Origin of the sequence: Sphaerisporangium sp. TRM90804 (assembly GCF_029846175.1) — a bacterium.
Taxonomy (GTDB): domain Bacteria; phylum Actinomycetota; class Actinomycetes; order Streptosporangiales; family Streptosporangiaceae; genus Sphaerisporangium.
Genome location: NZ_JARWAC010000010.1, coordinates 109,461 through 123,669, shown reverse-complemented (window position 1 = coordinate 123,669; position 14,209 = coordinate 109,461). Strand labels below are relative to the sequence as shown.

Sequence of the window (14,209 nt, the reverse complement as noted above, 5' to 3'; positions counted from 1 at the left end):
AAACGCCCCCGCGGCGCCCCCCGTTCGCGCTGTGCGATGCAGCAAGCTGTAAAGCGTGGGTGTGGGGACCTTGGACCGGTTCCGTCGGTCTGCGCGCCTGGTGCCGACTGGTGTCGCCATCGTACGGTGACAACTTCGCGGGCTCTTCGGCCGCGCCCTCGCCCTCGCCCGGCGCCCTGGAGTCTTCAGTGCGGCTATCCCCCGACTTCGGGTGATCTAGCGAACGAATATCTGAGCCTGCCAGACTCGCCTGATCGCAGAACACAACGTGCGTATAGAGAGGTCGTCCAGGCGAGAGTAGGAGGTCGTTCCAGATGGACGCCGACGAGCAGTATGAACTCGTTCGGGAAGGACTCGGCACACTGGTCGGAGCATGCTCGCAGGCGTCGGCCACCGAACGAGGCCGGCCAGCACCTGACGCTGAGCGCATCGCGCTGTTGACCGCCCGGCAGAGCAGGTACTGGAGCCTGCGGAGTGATCTACAGCCGGACCAGGTACCGCAACTACTGGAAGAGATCACCGCCGAGCTGGCTACCACCAGGGGGCGGCAGTGAGCGAACTTCCGTCTCCCCACCTTGAGATGGACCGACTGTGGGACCGGGGCGTGGGTGATCTGTTCTTTGAGGGCGTTCACCGTGCGGCGACGCCGACGGCGGTGCTGCTGGCCGGAGTGCCGGGTACTTCGCTGACCGCCGCACGGACTGAGCTTCGCGACCGTTTCAGCACCAAATCGGGGGCGGCGTTCTTCGACATCAACGGTCTGCGGGACCTGCACCCGGGGTATGCCCAGTTGCAGCAGAGAGGGCAGCATCGTTCAGCCGCGGAGAAGGTGCACGGTGAGGTGACCTACCTGTGGCGCAAGGCGCACCACGCGGCCCGGCAGGCGGGCTGCAACGTCGTGGCCGAGGGAGCGCTGCGCGATTCCGATGCGGTTGAGCAGTTGCTCAGGGACTACCGGCAGGCGGGTTACCGCGTCGAGGTCGCGATCGTGGCCGCCCATCCCTCCCGCACCTGGCTGGCCTGTCTGCGCCGCTATGAGCTGGAGAAACAGCACTACGGCGTGGGCAAGTACACCGAGCCCTCCGTTCATGCGGCTGCAGTGCGCAACATGCCAGGCATCGCCGAGGTGATCGAGCGGGAAGGGCTGGCCGACAGGGTCAGCGTCCTGCGGCAGGACGGCACCACGGTCTACTCCTCCATCCCGGCGCGCGAGGCCGGACAGGTCACTGGGGGCAGCCGCGGCCATCGATCGCGAGCGCAACCGGGCCTGGACACCCGCCGAGACTCAGTCCTTCGACTCCTCCATGCGACAACTGCAGGAGATGACCGGGACCAAGTAGGCGGCTGAGCTCGGCCGCATCACCCAAGCTGCGCAGCCGGTGCGCGCCGCCGAGCCGCGCACCGCTGCGGCTCGCGCCCGGTCCAGCACTGCGCCGACCGCCCGGCAGGCAGGCAGCGCCGGCTGCCACGCCGACTACAAAGCAACCTGCCAAGGCAACCGCGCGGCAGCGTCCTCGCTCTCGCTGAGTAGCTTTCGCCCGCCAGGGCCGGGAACCCAAGGGGGTCCCCGGCTCGCGGGGTGTCGTCAGGCCGCAGCGGCCGCCAGGGCGGGAGCGGGCTGCTCGGGGCGACCGGCCTCGATCGCGTCGGCGACGACCTCCAAGGTGGCCTTCGGGCCGTCCTGCCCCTTCCACGCCCGGGCGCGCATGTCCCGGCCGTAGATGGTGCCCAGTCGCCGTCGCGCAGACCGGCCTGCTGGATCTGCTCGGCCAGCTCGCCGAAGGCGACCACGGTAATGTAGCGCTTGGAGCCGGACTGCATCTGCCCGTCCCGCTCGTAGTCGTCGAGGCGGACGCCGACCCGCATCGAGACCCAGATCCCGTCGCCCTCCTTGACCGAGCGGATGCGGGGGTCGTCCTCGAGGCGGCCGACGAGGTGAGGATGAAGTTGCTCATGAGGTGTCCTCCTGGATGCTCTGCGGGAGGGGGAGGCCGTCTTGTCTGGCGGCCGGAGTCTGCTGCCCCGTCCCGGCAAGGCAGATCAGCGTCGACCGCAGCCGGGCGCGCAACCGGGTGGTGCGGGGTGGCCCAAGATGTTTGCGCTCTCCAGCAAAAGATCTTGGGCCACCCCGCACTCGCTTGCGAGAACCCGGTTGCGGGCCGGGCAAGGGAGCCGCAAGATCAGCCAGCCGGGAAGGGGGCACCGCAGGCGCCGCACGACAGACAGCACCGGCACACCCTTCCACTGGCCATCCAAAGGGGACACAGCCGGACGGGCATCAGCCCGGCTCGTGTGGACGGTGATGTGGGGGAGCATCTGACAGCTGGCGCCGGAGAGCAAAGGAGTGCGTCACGCCGCTGTCTTGTGGCACGCGAGGCAGAGTGAGTGCACCAGGCGCATGGTGCGTGCAGCGGTGCTGGGTCAGCCGGCCCGGGAACTATGGCTCAGCTCTGGCGAGTATTACCGGGTGCGGGTAGCGGCACACCCACAGGCCTCGCGCGCCGTCGTCGATAGCCTTGGCGGCGCTGAACCGCTGAGCGAGCAATCAGCAGCGCCCCACCACTAGTGTGACCTTCACCAAGTGCCACTCGGTGGGTGAAGGAGGATCCCCAGGACATGGCCTTGAATTTCGACCCCCGCACAGCTCCCCGCAACCATGCCGAGCTGAAGAAGCTGGTGCAGGCAGTGCGCGGAGCCAGCAAGGCCGATGAAACGTTCTGGCTGGAATGGAAGTCCGACCTCGAGCTGAACCCGGCCGACAGAGCTGACAAGAGCGGCCGCGCGCACGTCGCCCGGGCCATCATCGGGTTCGCCAACCGCATGCCCGATGAGGCCAGCCGTTTCGTCGAGGGCTTCGGGTTCCTCCTGGCTGGCGTGAGCCACGAGAACATCGGCGGCGTCAAACAGCACGACATCACCGAGTTGGTGCGCTGGATCCAGCCTTACGTCGGTGAAGAGATCCGCTGGCAACCGACTTACGTCGAAGCCGACGGTGATGACGGACCGGTCGCCATCCTCGTCATCACCGTCGACCCGCCGCGTTGGGGCGACCCGATCTTCTGCATGCGCAAGGAAGCACCTTCCTCCTCAAGGGACAAGAGCATCCCGGAGGGGGCGATCTTCATTCGCCGCCCCGACGGAACAACTTCCCGCGCAAGAGCAGTCGATCTTGACATGCTTGGTGAAAGGCTGGTTCGCCGAGCACCCGCCCTCGATTTGGCGCTGACGCTTCTACGTGGTTCCGTCATCCCGGTCACCTACCCGGAGTCCGACATCAGCAAGGTGATGGACCACTTGCGAGCAGAAGCGCTGAAACCCCTGGAAAAACACCTGGCTCAGAACCATCCCGTCCTTGGGAACATGGCAGGGTTGATCGGAGAGACACGTTCTCCAAACAGCTACCGCTCGGAGGTGGATCGTTACCTGGAGGAGTGCCGTGCCACGCTGCCCGAAGCCATCGATGCGGCGACAGCCGCCATCGTGGAACCCATCGAGTTGCGCTTGAGTAACCAGACTGACACCCCCCTCCTGAACGTCCAGGTTGTTCTTCACATCTACAGCGCCGTGCGAGCGCTGGAGAGTGAGGAGGGCGACGAGATGGGCTATGAGTACTTCGCTCGCGAGCTGCCCGAGCTTCACCCCTACGGAGCCGGCTTTCGACTCAGCGCCCCCGCGCTGCACAGCTTCGCCAACCTTCGGTCCGTTCATGCGGGAGCGCCTATTCGGATCGACAACTCAGGGCCTGTGATCATCCATCTGCCGCCCGTTGATCTCCGTCCAGGTCAAAATGTTGATCTTGAGCCCTTTGTCCTCATCGCAACTGAGGCAGCGGTTGAAGACGTAGCCGTCGAGTGGACCGCGACTTCGACCAACATGAACGGAAGTGTGAGCGGCCAACTGTCCCTCCCTTGTGATGAACCGCGCTCTTTCGTCAACCTGTTTGCCGCCGATCCAACATCCAAGCGGGACCGCTGACCCGAGCTTGCTGACTTGTCGCGCTTCCGGTTCTCCTGGTTCAAAGAAGCCACGCGACTTGCGTTGATGGTGCTGGCCAGCACGACGGCGGCTACCCAGCGGCCGTCCTCCATGATGAACGCCAGGCTGCCGAATAGCCGGGCAGGGCCGGCCGATGGGTTGTTCGTCATCGGGCAGCTGTAGCGGATGCCGCCAGGCGATCAGGAATTCCTCGACCTTCTGTCACATGCACTTCGTAGAACGCGACTGCAGGTGGCAGCCATAGGGCCGGCTTGCGGCTCATGGGACCGTTCCGCACAGGGCGATGCCCGGAACGGGGTTTGCCGTTTAGGGACATAGCTTCTCCTCACGCGGCTGCGGTGGGCCGTACTGTGGCAGTGAGGGTGTGCTTCCACGCCTGGTCGAAGGTGCGGTTGCGTTGGGCAGCACGGTGGCCGGTGCGGCGACCAGCAGCTGCTCGATACAGGGGAAGCGGCTTTGGCGGTGGTGCAGCCACACCCGGGCGAACCCGTCGTTGTGCTCGACGGGACGGCCCAGCCCGTGGGCTGTCTCCGCCAGGACGGCGAGTACGTGGTCCCGCTTGCCTTGGCTGAGCTGTGAAAGGCTTCGCACCGCGTTGGCCAGCTGGGCGGGATCGCCGGGGTGGGCGCGGAAAACCCGGCGGACGTCGTAGAGCGCCCATGGCAGAGTGGCCAGGTGGCGGTGGAAGGCCGCAAGGAGTTCGGGGCCGCCGTCTACGGTGGCCAGGATCTGGTGCAGGCGGTTGCCGGCGACCAGGCCCTAGTGTGCCAGCGAATTAACGACTCAGCACACTAGGTGGGATTGAGCGCCACGGCGACAGTCTCCATGAGTAGCGGCAGCATCGCCTCGTCTGGGTGGGCCAGGTAGCGCGGGAGCGTGCGCTGCAACGAGACGGTGCTGATGAGGGCGAAGGGGCAGAATGAGCAGGCGCTTTCTGCCAGGCGACCCCGAGCTGGGTGAGGATGTAGCGCTCGGCCGCGGCGCGGTCCCAGCCCCATTGCACGAGCGGATAGAACGGCCGGCGACCGGCCAAACCCAAGGGGCGGTCGCGCTGCACGCGTCGCATCTCGCCGACCTCGAATCCGATCGCGTGGCGGGTAGGGCCGCCCGCGGGTGAGGTCTTTCACGAACCGATCGAGTGCCCACCCCTTGGCCTTGATCGAACTTCTCTGCACCTTGTCAAGCCATGGCGATGGAACAGCCGTCCTGCGGACGAACTGTGGTGAACTGCGTGGCATCTAGTGCGCGGCTGTGTGTCCCTCCCCGTTGCGGGGGTGTCTAGGTCCTTTTTCAACTTCTTCGTCGACGTGTCGATCTCGGCCAAGCAATAGCCGTAGAACCCTCAGGGCGCTGGTCTGACTCCTGGAGGCTGCCTTGTGGCTCATCGCAACCATCAGAAGCGTGCTGACAGTGACGTGAACCACAGGCGCGAACAGAAGGATCCCGGCCTGCGATATGACCGCATCTCTTCCGATGAGCACGATCAAGGTGCCAAGTACGGCCATCAAGCCTGACAGCAGTGGCACCGCAGTCCATGAGCGCCGTGGTGGCTTCCGCTTGAGCTCTCGAGGCTTTCCGTTCTGGAGGACGGCATCTTCAGGCTTCGGGTGTTCGGCGTGCGCCAGCTTGACCGGCTCTGCTGCGGCTTCGATGTGGATGTTGGCCTTAGTAAGGTCACCGTGATGGATGGTCACACGCAGGCGCCGATTGTCCTTCATCGCGAGGCGCAGCGCCAGCGTAATGGCGCTAGTTTTACCGCTCCGGATCTGCATGTGAATCGTAGGGAGAGGTTCCTTGACGGCCTCGGGAGCAGTCGTCTCCCGGGACTCTCGAAGGTCGAGCTCTCCGCCCTCGATCAGGATGTCGAGTGTGCCACTGGTGGCGGCCACCTCGGCGTCGAGCTCATCGATGAGCGCATCGATGCGGGCCGTCTCCGCAGGATCATCGTGCATCTTGACGAGAGCAGCTCGGAAACCAGCGACCTGCCGTTCGACCTTGCTCTCAAGTAGAGAGTCCAAGTCGCGTGGTTCATCGTGATGATTGCTCATCGAGCCTCCTCCTCCCAAATCGGATTCTGCTGCACCAACCGACGAAGGTTCTTCAGGGCGGCGTTGGTGTTCGCCTGCACGGCTCTCGCGGAGATTCCCAGCGAGCCCGCCGTTTCGAGCACGCTGTAGTCACGCAGATAGCGGCGTTCGATGACCTGGCGCTGCCGCGTCGGAAGCTCGCGCAAAAGGCGACGAACGTCCTCGCGCAAGATGACCTGCTCGTCTTCCGAATCGATGGGACCCATCGAACTCTCGAGGTGCTCGGAGTCCGGCAGTTCCCTTCCGTACTGCTTCTTGTAGGCCTTGCGGACGCTGTGAACAGCGACCCTGCGCATGAAGGCAGCGGGGTGCTCGGGTGGTCGGCCTCTCTCTTTGAGACGGTGCAACACCTGGAACGCCTCGTAGGCGCCAGCCTCGGCCATGTCCTGCGGAGCACCGCATCCGATCAAGTAGGCGATCAACCTGACGCCGTGCTCGCGTATGAACGTCTCGATTTCATGATCTTCAGGGCTCACGAGCCGAGCTCACCCGCGCTCGCGGCATCGTCCTTGACGACCTCAGTGATCAGATCACCCGGCTGGATGATGATCACCTTGGGGGCTTCTGGAACCCCGAACGCTGGCGCCTTGCGGAACCAGATCTTGCGGTTGCCGTCTATCTCTTCGTTGACGTACTCGACGACGTTGTCAGGCAGCCGCTCGAAATGGTCGGTCAGAGCCCGCTCGCGCTGCTCGTCCCTTTGGAGCAGATACTCCCTGTTGTGCTTATTGTCGCGGTGATCGATCAAGGCAGCGATCGCCCGCCAGAAGCCGCGATACTCCCGCGGTCCCTCCGGCGTCCCGTTAACCATGTCGCCCTCCTGCCACTGGCGTTGTCGTAAACGCGCTAGCAGTAGAGAGAGGCCCCCAGTCGGCATATTGCACTGGGTCGATTTTCAAGATCTTTTGTCACGGAACCGTCGAACGCCGCTGACCAGCGATAACCATGGGAGCACTGAGACAAAAATCTTGAACTCGACGGGACCCGCCTGTCGTCACGTTCGCGTCGGCATGACTAGATCGACCTCAGTGGTCATCTTCGAGAGCCGACGTGCCTGTCGCTGCTTGTCTCGGAATCTCAGGGTGAGCTCGACGCCCTTGACCTCCCCAAGCCAGCCTTCTGCGACAGCGCGATCGCGACGTTGCTGAAGATCGCCTTCGAGCTCCTCCACGCGGGACAACATCTTCAGGAGCCAGCGCAGCAGCACCGCGGTGCTGTCGGTGCCGAGCCCGTAGGACAGCACGACCAGGCTCATCTTTGCCGCTTCCTTCCGGCGGGGGTGAGGCCGGTCTGGAGGCGCTCGGCACGGGCGTAGCGGTCGGGGTAGACCTCCAGCAGCGTGGCCCAGTGCCGCTGCCCGGCGCGCACGCACATGCCGGCGCAGTTGTTGTGGTCGAAATGCCGGTACAGGACCGGAACTTCGAGGCCCAGGGCGCGGGCCTGGTCGAGCATCTGCTGCTTGGTCAGGCGGGGCGGCTCGCATAGTGGGAAGCGCACCGGCCAGGGCGCCCAGCCGCGTTCAATGCCGGCGCATCGGTGCTTCTCGTTCCAGTCGATCCCCACGTAGATGATGGCGTGGGCGGGGTCGGTGTGCTGCTGCAGCCACCGCCGACAGGGGATCTGCTTCAGGTGCAGCGTGCAGGGCGCAATGCGGGCGTTGCCCAGGAACCGCTGGTCGGCGAACACCCCGAACGGCGTGCGGCCGTCGGCGACAGTGGTCAGCGGCACGCCGAGCTGGCAAGTGCTGTCAGCCAGGAAACGGTAGAGGTCCGGATCTTCGGCGCGGGTGTCGGCGAACAGCAGCACCAGTTGGTCCCTGCCGTGGCGGTCGGCCACGCACCGGGCTGTGGCCCAGCTTCCGATTCCTCCCGAGTACTGCACCACGTGCAGGGTCATTTCGCGCCGCCTGCACGCCGGGCCGCAGGCCGGGCCTCGATCGGAGGCGCGGCGGGTTCGGTGTCGATCCCGGCGACCGGCCACATGTGGTGGTGGGGGTCCAGCATGGGCTTGAGCTGCAGGTAGGCCGCCCGGGCGCGGTCGGCGCGGTCGAAGTCGTGGCACTGGCTGCACCAGGCCGTCTCAGCGGACACGGTGTGATGGGGGCAGTCGGCCAGCGGGTGACTTTCGCTCGCCCAGTAGTCGACGGCGTCGTCTAGGGCGGTCAGGATCTCGTGTGCATAACGGTGCACGACGTCGAGCACCTGTGAGGAAGGGAAGTCAGCGGCACGGGCGTGGGGAGGACGGCTCCCCGGGAGGCGGGCCGGGAGCGGCATCTGGCTCACCCCCGCGTGGGGGTGAGCTGAGGTCGGGGTTGGTGAGCGGGCCGAACGCGTTGCCCTCCCCACGCCCCTGCGAGTGAACCGCGAGGCGACAGCCTGTGGTCGATCGCCGTGAAGTCCTCCCCACGCCCGTGGGGTTGAGCCGTACGCCGAACCAGCGCCGCGCGCCTCCCCCACGCCCGTGGGGGTGAGCCAGGTTGCTTAGTCACACGGCGCTTGGTGGACGGCCTCACAGATGGCGTAGACGTCGCTACGAGCGGCGCACTGCTCGGATCCTGATCTCAGGGTCTTGGGCCAAGGCGTGTAACGCATGTCTACCGAAGCTCACCTGCCAGGCCTAATTTCTTGATCCAGCGTCCCCAGCGAGGACTACGCTCGAACTGCTCGGCAATTGCCCTCCCTGAGGGCAGCGCACCATCAGCCCTCCGGTTTGCCTGGGCCCAGCCCCACGCCTGGCGACGAAGATCGATGATAAGAGGGTCATGTGCTCGATGCCTCGAGTCTTCAAGATCGTCTTCACCATCATCAACGTTCGCGCTTTTCTCCTGCACAAGGGCCTGCTTTGCGACCCGTCGTACCTGTGCCATCAGCAGCTCGTAGCTGCCGATCAGTGCCGCTGAAGGCCAAGCAGCAATGACTCGGCCAATAAGGCTCGGGTCGGCAACCGCGACATTGGCGCCCAGGCTCGCGAGACTGCCGGCGATGAGGAGCGACCAGGCGAGGGCTCCACTACGGGCGCCGGACCGGTTGGCCAGAAGGATAGACATCGAGGCCACGACGATCGTGCCGTCCACCGCGAGAGGGATGAGTACGGCTGCGAGCTGATCTTCACCATGTCGTAGACACAACTCGCGCATATGCCTGAAGGAGACGATCGCCGCAATCATCGCCAGCAGCGACACGCTCGCAACGGTTGTTCGCTGAATACGGCGCACCGCACGGGTACCGGGCTGCATGACGGCCTACCTCTACCCCAGCAGGAACTGCCGGGTGAGGGTAAAGGCATGTGGAATTGGTGCGGCTCCCCCCTCGGACACACTGTGCTACATGATCGCCCGACTTCTGTCCGGGCGATCACTGTTTTCCGGCCTGGTTCGTAGGTCATCCGTAGGCCCAGCTGGCGATACACCTGCATCTTGTCGTGCGGGTCAACGCTGCGAAGGAGTCTACGAAGGTCGCCGAGGGCGCTCACGATGGTGGCGATCTCCTGTTCAGAGAGTCGCTTCGGCGTGGAGGCAGAGATTTCCTTGAGGCGACTCTGCTCGACCTTCCGACGGGCTTCCGTTTCAGTGATCCAGCCGACGACCACGGCGGGGTCGGTTCCCGCATTCACAAGCGCGCGGTAGCCCGCGAGCTTGCGCTCACAGTCGGCGACGGCTTGGCGGGCGGACTCGACCGCAGCCAAGCGGTGATCGTCAGTGAGTTGAGCGGCAGCCATCGTACGGATCGTCTCCGGCAGCCGACCGGGGTCGAAGACAGTGGCAAGCCACTCGTCCAACGGCTCGACGACCAACTCCTCTCTGACATACACCGAGCGAGGATGCGGCACGCCGTTGGCCTGGGCGTACTCCTTGGGGAACACGCAGCGATAGTGCGGCTTGCCGTTGTTCCAGCTGCCCTGCATCCGCCGCTCACACTCACCGCAGAAGAAGCAGGCCACGGAAGACGTAAGGACGGGGTGTCGCCCGCGGCTTCTTACCTTCTTGAGGAGTCCCGGGAGCCGCGAGGAGCGCCTGCACCGTCGCGAAGCACTCCGCATCGATCACAGCCTCGTGAGCCGGCCGCTCGGACCAGATCCAGTTCTCCGACCTGTTCCAGCGGAGCTTCGTCATGTGACCCAGGCCAACGTCATTCACGTCGATCAGGACCTCGTCCTTGTGCTGTCGGCTCCATACCTGTCGTCCCGTGTAGCGGGGGTTGAGCAAGATTGCGCGTATCGCATACTCCGACCACGCGACGCCACTGCGATGGGAGTTTCGGGCGGGGTCGTACGCGGAGGGTGAGCTTCCCCCCTAGCACGGACACCTGAGGTGAGGTCACTCAACGGTGTTGAAGGCCGATAGAGCCGCTCGAACGTGACGGGACTGTGCATTCCGATGCTGGAATGTCGTCGGTATGGATTGTACCGCCGCCGTCATGGACGCCTATTCACGACACATCATCGGCTGGTCCATCGACTCACGGCAGAACACAGATCTCGTGGTGAACGCATTAGCGATGGCTGTAACCCGGCAGAAGCCGGATGCGCGCTCCACAATTCTCCATTCCGATCACGGGACGCAATATACGTCATGGGCCTTCGGGAAGCGGCTCGCAATACATCTTTCCTTCACCGGTGGGATGCTCGGTGATGTCGGTCAGCCACAGCCGATCGGGCGCCTGCACGTGGAAGCGCCGCTGCACCAGGTCCTCCTCGGTGGCCTGGTTGACGAGGTTGCGGCGACCCTTGCGCCGGTAGGCGCCCTGCAGGCCGGCCGCGTGCAGGAGCCGTTCGACGCGCTTGCGGTTGACCTCCTCGCCCGCTCCCAGCCGCAGCTCGGCATGCACCCGCGGCGAGCCGTAACTGCCGCGCGAGTCGGCGTGGATCCGGCGGATCGGCTTCGTGAGTTCTTTGTTTCGGAGTTCACGCGGCGGCTTGGGGCGGCCGAGCCAATCGTGATATCCCGATGTCGACACCTGGAGTACTCGACAGGCCACCGCGACCGGAATGTGGTCGTCGGCGAGTTCGCGGACCAGCGAGTAGATTACTTTGGGAGGACATTTTCCCGGGCGAAGTACGCCGCCGCCCGCCTGAGGATGTCGTTTTCCATCTCCAGCTGCTTATTGCGGCGGCGTAGCCCGGCGAGTTCCTTCTTCTCCGCGCTGGTCAGCCGGTCGCCGGTGCCGGCGTTTTCATCTGCGTCGGCCTGCCTCAGCCAGCTCTGCAGGCATGACCGTCTGACGCCCAGGTCCTTGGCGAGCTGGAGGAGCGGTTTGTCACCTTGGCGCGCCAGCTCGACCGCGCGGCGCCGGAACTCGGGAGGGTGGGGCGAGGGCATGCAGGACGTCCTTCCTGAGGATCAAGGATGACCTCAGGTCAGGCGTCCGGAGAACGGGGGAAGCTCAAGGCACTACTAGCACCTGGCTGGGCCAGAGGCCTGTTTCCGCAAGGCAGAAGCCACCCCCGCGTGCGCATGCGTCCCAAGGTAGCTGTGAAGGTGCCGGCCGGCGTCGCCCAGAAGTGCAGCCGATGGCGTAGTCACCAGACACAGCCGAGCTCCTCGCTGTCGTCCGCGGCGGGCCGGGTCTCCGATGCGACGTGCTGGTAGTGACGCGGCGAACCGCCGTTCCACGTGCGCCAGACCTTCCGCTGTCCGGGTGCGGTACCGCAGGTCATGAGGACGGCGTAGGCTTCGCCCCGGAAATCGGCGTCGATCGTGGGCGAGCCCGGCGGCACCGTGGAGTAGAACTCGTTGCGGTCGAGACCCCGACACTTTCCCCCGCCGGCGCTGCACGTGTAGTGATAGACAAGCCTCCCGCCGGGGATCGCCATGCCGGGCGGGTAGGCGGTGCCAAACACGAAGGGGGCCGGCGCCCAGGGCGAGAATTGGATGGTCACGGTGGTGCCGAGCTTCGACGGACCGGCGGGCGGGTCCTGGGTGACGACCGCGTTCGGCGTCGGGCTGAGGACCTGAACCTGGTTGCAGCGGAACCCCTTCGCCTGGAGATCGGCGCAGGCGGCGTCCGGAGCCGTGTTGGCGTAGTTGTCCAGGGTGCAGTTCTCGCTGTAGTGGGTCAAGGTGACCCGGCCGCTCACGGGGACGGGGGTACCGCCGGGCGGATTCTGGTCGTACACCTCGTTGACGGGATGGCCGGTGCCGCCGGCGCACTTGCCCGCCGTAGGCACGCAATCGAGCCCTTCACTCTTGATGGTGGCGCAGGCGTCCGTGACGAGGGTGCCAACGACGTTGCCCGGGGTGCTCTCGCCCCGGTAGTACCGAAGCTGGACCAGGTCGCCGATCTTGGCGACGGCGTCGGCGGCCGGCACCTGGGTGCTGACCAGGCCGGGCTGCTTCCCTGCGGGCGGCGGCCCGTCCACGGTGCCCTGGCACCTCATCTGGTACTGCTGCCTGAGTCGCTCACACGCCTCGGCGAACGGCTGGTCGGTGACGTTCGGGAGCGCGATCGTCTCGGGGTAGGTGAGGGTGATGGTGTCGCCACGGGCGACCTCGGTGTCGGCGAGCGGATTCTGTTCGGACACGAAGCCGAGTTCCTCGGGCGCCAGGGCGGGGACGACGGCGACGCCCTTCTTGCACTTCAGCTTCACGGCGGCCAGCTCACGGCAGGCCTGCTTGTATGGCAGCCCCCGCACGGCAGGGGTCAGCAGCGGGCCCACGTATCGGACTTCTACGCGGCTGCCCTTCGCGACCGGCCGACCGGCTGCCGGACGGGTGTCGAGCACGTCGCCCGCCTCCAGTCCGGCCGTCTCCTCGGAGGCCGGTACGGGCCGGCAGCGCAGGCCCGCCTGGGTAATCGTCGCGCACGCCTCCTGGTAAGGCGTACCGCGTTCGATCGCAGGCACGGTGACCTTCGTCGCGGTGACCGGGGGCGTCGTGGTGTCCGCTGGGGGCTGGGACGGCTCGATGTCGACCTTCGGGGACCGTGTCGGCTCGGTCGACGGCTTCGCCTTCGGCTGCTCGGGCACTCTGTTCTGCCCTTCGGTATCGGTGAGTTCCGGCCCAGCGCCCTTGTCGGCGTAGAGGTGGCGGCCACCGGCGTCCACCACGAGGGTCCTGCGGTCGTACTGGTTGTTGGCCCAGACCCGGCCGCTGGTGACCTTGAGCTCGAAGACGCCCGGCTGACCGGGGACTTCGAGCGGCTTGCCGACGGTCTTGCCCTGGCGGAGATCGACTTTCCACAGCCTGGGCGCAGAGTGGTCGGGGACGTAGGCGAAGTCGCCGAGCATCACCGGCGCCGCGAGTTCGGCGCGAGGGCCCGCGTCCAGCTCGACGTTGAAGGCGTGTCTAGTCCGGGGGTCGAGCACCGCCAGGCGGCGGCTCTTCGGATCGACGGCGAGGACGTGCCGGCCCGCGCCGCGCCACGCTCCGAGGAAGACCGATCGGCCGGACACCCCGAGCTTGCCGACGGCCCTGGGCTCGTCGCCGTCGATCGCGTACGCGGTGCCGTCTTCGGTGACCGCGATCGGCTGGGAGTCGGCGACCGTGACGCCGGCCGGCGGGGCGCCGAGGCGGATCCGGCGGACCTCGCGGCCGCCGGCGACCTCGATGATTTCGCCCGTGTCGGTGACCACCCAGATCGAGTCGGCGGCTGGCACGGCCTCCTTGATGCCCTCTTCGACGGCCAGCGGCGCGCCTTTGGACGTACCCGGCACGGCGATCTTGTCGATCGTGTCCTTCTCCGAGTCGACGAGGTAGCCGTCCGACTCGGTGGACACCACATCGATCTTCCCAGCCGAGGCGGGCCGGTCGACGGCGGACGCGTCGGCGGTCAGGGTCGCGGCGTCCAGGTAGATCACCTTGCCGGTGTCCTCGTTGACGACCGCCAAGCGACCTCCCGGCAGGCTCACCGGCTGGAGCTTCTCCTCGCCGGTGGCCAGTTGCATGGCGACCTCGGCATCCGATCTACCCGTCTCGCCGTTGAGGCGGGCGGCCGTGTGTCCCTTGCCCATGAACGCCGAGCCGTCGTTCAGAAGGGGCCGTGCCGCCGTGTACCCGATTCCGGCTGCGGCGGCGAGGACGCCGCCGAGTATGACGACAGCGAGCAGTGCGGCGCCGACCCTGTTGGCCGGGTGCCCGGGGCCACGCAACCACTTCAGCTTCACCGAAGCTCCTTCGTCCCAGTTTGCCC

At 66.1% G+C, this 14,209-nt stretch carries 15 protein-coding genes; 3 read left to right on the top strand and 12 right to left on the bottom strand.

Translation table 11 applies throughout. The features are described from left to right. Positions 1-314 precede the first annotated feature (314 nt). Both PYR91_RS13470 and PYR91_RS13465 read left to right on the top strand, forming a co-directional pair. On the top strand, positions 315-554 hold the full coding sequence (locus PYR91_RS13470; protein WP_279780044.1) for a hypothetical protein: 240 nt from the start codon (positions 315-317) through the stop codon (positions 552-554). Between the two features lie 50 nt (positions 555-604). Next, complete coding sequence (locus PYR91_RS13465) at positions 605-1,348, top strand: zeta toxin family protein (RefSeq protein WP_279780043.1); 744 nt, start codon at positions 605-607, stop codon at positions 1,346-1,348. Between the two features lie 237 nt (positions 1,349-1,585). Here PYR91_RS13465 and PYR91_RS13460 read toward each other — a convergent pair whose 3' ends face one another. After that, positions 1,586-1,708 (bottom strand): hypothetical protein, encoded by a 123-nt coding sequence (locus PYR91_RS13460; protein ID WP_279780042.1) that lies wholly within the window; start codon positions 1,706-1,708, stop codon positions 1,586-1,588. A gap of 887 nt (positions 1,709-2,595) precedes the next feature. Between PYR91_RS13460 and PYR91_RS13455 the strand changes: the two genes are divergently transcribed. Beyond that, positions 2,596-3,975, top strand: a complete 1,380-nt coding sequence (locus PYR91_RS13455; RefSeq protein ID WP_279780041.1) for a hypothetical protein — start codon at positions 2,596-2,598, stop codon at positions 3,973-3,975. A gap of 1,259 nt (positions 3,976-5,234) precedes the next feature. Here the strand turns inward: PYR91_RS13455 and PYR91_RS13450 are convergent. From PYR91_RS13450 to PYR91_RS13400, 11 genes are all read right to left on the bottom strand, one after another. After that, complete coding sequence (locus tag PYR91_RS13450) at positions 5,235-6,044, bottom strand: hypothetical protein (protein ID WP_279780040.1); 810 nt, start codon at positions 6,042-6,044, stop codon at positions 5,235-5,237. Then, the gene (locus PYR91_RS13445; RefSeq protein ID WP_279780039.1) at positions 6,041-6,559 is read right to left on the bottom strand and encodes a sigma-70 family RNA polymerase sigma factor; all 519 of its coding nucleotides are present in this window, start codon (positions 6,557-6,559) and stop codon (positions 6,041-6,043) included. The genes PYR91_RS13450 and PYR91_RS13445 overlap by 4 nt, the downstream gene beginning before the upstream one ends. After that, positions 6,556-6,894, bottom strand: a complete 339-nt coding sequence (locus tag PYR91_RS13440; RefSeq protein ID WP_279780038.1) for a hypothetical protein — start codon at positions 6,892-6,894, stop codon at positions 6,556-6,558. The genes PYR91_RS13445 and PYR91_RS13440 overlap by 4 nt, the downstream gene beginning before the upstream one ends. Positions 6,895-7,077: 183 nt before the next feature. After that, on the bottom strand, positions 7,078-7,338 hold the full coding sequence (locus PYR91_RS13435) for a hypothetical protein (RefSeq protein ID WP_279780037.1): 261 nt from the start codon (positions 7,336-7,338) through the stop codon (positions 7,078-7,080). After that, positions 7,335-7,979 (bottom strand): hypothetical protein, encoded by a 645-nt coding sequence (locus tag PYR91_RS13430; protein ID WP_279780036.1) that lies wholly within the window; start codon positions 7,977-7,979, stop codon positions 7,335-7,337. Before PYR91_RS13430 ends, PYR91_RS13435 begins: the two co-directional genes overlap by 4 nt. Further along, positions 7,976-8,272, bottom strand: coding sequence for a hypothetical protein (locus PYR91_RS13425; RefSeq protein WP_279780035.1), 297 nt, complete (start codon positions 8,270-8,272; stop codon positions 7,976-7,978). Before PYR91_RS13425 ends, PYR91_RS13430 begins: the two co-directional genes overlap by 4 nt. A gap of 404 nt (positions 8,273-8,676) precedes the next feature. Then, the gene (locus tag PYR91_RS13420) at positions 8,677-9,264 is read right to left on the bottom strand and encodes a DUF2637 domain-containing protein (RefSeq protein WP_279780034.1); all 588 of its coding nucleotides are present in this window, start codon (positions 9,262-9,264) and stop codon (positions 8,677-8,679) included. After that, a complete protein-coding gene (locus tag PYR91_RS13415; protein ID WP_279780033.1) occupies positions 9,246-9,986 on the bottom strand; it encodes a hypothetical protein in 741 nt (246 codons plus the stop codon). Before PYR91_RS13415 ends, PYR91_RS13420 begins: the two co-directional genes overlap by 19 nt. Before the next feature lie 665 nt (positions 9,987-10,651). Beyond that, positions 10,652-11,038 (bottom strand): IS3 family transposase, encoded by a 387-nt coding sequence (locus tag PYR91_RS13410; protein ID WP_279780032.1) that lies wholly within the window; start codon positions 11,036-11,038, stop codon positions 10,652-10,654. Positions 11,039-11,106: 68 nt separating this feature from the next. After that, positions 11,107-11,400, bottom strand: a complete 294-nt coding sequence (locus tag PYR91_RS13405; protein WP_279780030.1) for a transposase — start codon at positions 11,398-11,400, stop codon at positions 11,107-11,109. Positions 11,401-11,600: 200 nt separating this feature from the next. Then, positions 11,601-14,183, bottom strand: coding sequence for a PASTA domain-containing protein (locus PYR91_RS13400; RefSeq protein WP_279780029.1), 2,583 nt, complete (start codon positions 14,181-14,183; stop codon positions 11,601-11,603). Between the last annotated feature and the right edge of the window lie 26 nt (positions 14,184-14,209).

Excerpts from the sequence above, each read along its gene's own strand:
- PYR91_RS13470 (WP_279780044.1), top strand. The coding sequence starts at position 315 with ATGGACGCCGACGAGCAGTATGAACTCGTTCGGGAAGGACTCGGCACA.
- PYR91_RS13460 (WP_279780042.1), bottom strand. The coding sequence starts at position 1,708 with ATGCGCGCCCGGGCGTGGAAGGGGCAGGACGGCCCGAAGGCCACCTTG.
- PYR91_RS13450 (WP_279780040.1), bottom strand. The coding sequence starts at position 6,044 with ATGAGCAATCATCACGATGAACCACGCGACTTGGACTCTCTACTTGAG.
- PYR91_RS13440 (WP_279780038.1), bottom strand. The coding sequence starts at position 6,894 with ATGGTTAACGGGACGCCGGAGGGACCGCGGGAGTATCGCGGCTTCTGG.
- PYR91_RS13435 (WP_279780037.1), bottom strand. The coding sequence starts at position 7,338 with ATGAGCCTGGTCGTGCTGTCCTACGGGCTCGGCACCGACAGCACCGCG.
- PYR91_RS13430 (WP_279780036.1), bottom strand. The coding sequence starts at position 7,979 with ATGACCCTGCACGTGGTGCAGTACTCGGGAGGAATCGGAAGCTGGGCC.
- PYR91_RS13415 (WP_279780033.1), bottom strand. The coding sequence starts at position 9,986 with ATGCAGGGCAGCTGGAACAACGGCAAGCCGCACTATCGCTGCGTGTTC.
- PYR91_RS13405 (WP_279780030.1), bottom strand. The coding sequence starts at position 11,400 with ATGCCCTCGCCCCACCCTCCCGAGTTCCGGCGCCGCGCGGTCGAGCTG.